General features: G+C 68.1%; 2 protein-coding genes. Both read left to right on the top strand.

Annotated elements, in window-relative coordinates:
• A partial coding sequence (locus tag ACK5IR_RS12195; protein WP_416929273.1) for an aldo/keto reductase occupies positions 1-479 on the top strand: 479 nt, incomplete at its 5' end.
• A 38-nt stretch (positions 480-517) separates the two neighbouring features.
• A partial coding sequence (locus ACK5IR_RS12190; RefSeq protein ID WP_416929271.1) for a CocE/NonD family hydrolase occupies positions 518-2,183 on the top strand: 1,666 nt, incomplete at its 3' end.

Genomic DNA, 2,183 nt, shown 5'->3' with positions numbered 1-2,183 from the left:
CCCCGGTCGCGGCCGTGCAGAGCGAATATTCGCTGCTCGAACGTCTGCCCGAAGTCGCCATGCTCGACACCTGCGCCGAGCTTGGGGTGGGCTTTGTTCCCTGGGGGCCGACGATGCGCGGCCTTCTGGCCGACAACATGAACGAGTACACGCGCTTCGCGGCGCAGGACCGCCGCTCGAACGTGCCGTTCTTCGCGCCCGAAGCGCTGGAAACCAACATGGCCGTTGTGGCGCTGGCACGCGACTGGGCGCAGCGCAAGGACGCGACGCCTGTGCAGATCGCCCTGGCCTGGGTTCTGGCGCAGCGCGACTTCATCGTGCCGATCCCCGGCACGACCAAGTGGCCGCATCTGAAAGAAAACATCGGTGCGACCGAAGTCGCCTTCAGCAGCGAGGAACTGGTCGAGCTCCGCACCGCGCTGGAAGCGCTGCCCATCAGCGGCAACCGTCCTGACAGCAAAGCGATGGAAAACGAATGAACCTGGCGGGTTCCAGCCCGACGACAACGGAGGTTGCAGTGAAACGCAAGCCAAGTCCCATCCTGACCGCTCTGGTCGCAAGCGCCGCACTGGCGGGAACCGCCGCAAAGGCGCAGACCCCTTATCCGGGACAGATTTGGTCGCCCGATGAGGCCCACTATACCGCGACCGCAACCGAAGAGGTCACGATCACCCTGTCGGACGGCACCGAACTGGTGGGTGTTGTCGCCCGCCCGACCGACCGGGCGACCGGCCAGCCAGCCGAGGGCACATTCCCGGTGATCGTGGAGTTTTCGCCCTACCTGCGGCTCGCCGAAGCTGTCGGGCCGAACCCCTACCTGACCGAGCATGGCTATATCTACGCGCTGGTCCGACCGCGCGGCACCGGCGGTTCCGGGGGCGAGATGCAGCAGTTCACGTCGCAGGACGGCCGTGACGGCGCCGAGGTGGTGGACTGGGCCGCCGGCCTCGACGGGTCGGACGGACGGGTTGGCCTTCTGGGCTGTTCCTATCCCGGCGCAACGGGACTGGCGACGGCCGCCGAGGTGGGGCCGGAGTCGCCCCTGAAGGCAGTGGTCGCCGCCTGCATCGGGCTTGACATGCAGCACCGGCAGGTCTGGACGACGAACGGCCTGCCGAACGCCGCGCTCAATTCCTATGGACCGCGCGCGACCATGCTGATGGGCGACCAGCCCTCGGTCCGGAACTATTTCTCGGGCTTCGTCAGCGGCGTCATGGCGGGCGGGCCGGAGGCCTATGACGGCTACTGGCAGGATCGCCTGCCGCTGAGCCGGGCCGAGGCCATCGTGGAGAACGGCATTCCCACCCTGCTCTGGATCGGATGGAGCGACATCAACGAGATCGGCGGCATCCACGCCTATCTGGCGATGCAGAACGCTGCCGCCGGGCGCCCCGTCTTCGCACCGATGGACACCGACCGGACCGACCCGCGCTGGCAGATCATTGTCGGCGACTGGGGTCATGCGAAGGGGCTGGACGCGGGCCTCTACCTCCAATGGTTCGAGACCTGGCTGAAGGGCGTCGACACCGGCATCGGTGCGACCGCCACCCCGATGCATGTCTTCGAGAAGGGAACGGACCGCTGGATAAACCTCGCCGGCTATCCGGTGGCGCCGGACACGGCGGAATGGCATTTCGGCCCCGACGGCGCGCTGACCGAGGCGCCGCCCGCCGGTCAGGGGGCCGCGCGGCTCGACTGGGGTAGCCCCGAGGCGGAGAACGGCCGCCTTGCCTACACCACGCCGCCCTTCGCGGATGGGGTCACGATCGCCGGACCGATTAGCGCGACGATCTTTGCGAGTTCCAGCAACGCCAACCTCGAACTGATCGCCAGCCTTTACGACGTGGCGGCCGACGGCACCGCAAAGCGCATCAGCATGGGCGCGGTGCTGGGAAGTCAGAGCCGGCTTGCCGACGGCAAGTCGTGGTTCGACGGCGATGGCACGATGACCTGGCCTTGGCCGGAACTTTTGCGCGACGAGGCTCTGACGCCCGGCCAGCCCACCCGTTTCGACCTGTTCCTTGCCGTCCGGCAATGGGGCGTCGCGCCGGGGCACAGCCTGCGGCTGGAACTGACGACGCAAAGCGGCGCGGATGTCTGCCCCGCCGAGGGCGTCCTGCCTATGGTCTCGGAACCCTGCCGCCTGACCGCGCCACCGGCCGCGACGCTGCCCGGCGGCACAT

The sequence above is a fragment of the Tropicimonas sp. genome, from assembly GCF_047971885.1.
Taxonomy (GTDB): Bacteria; Pseudomonadota; Alphaproteobacteria; order Rhodobacterales; family Rhodobacteraceae; genus Tropicimonas.
Note: the sequence above shows the minus strand (reverse complement) of the source record. Positions and strands in the feature narration are given on the sequence as shown.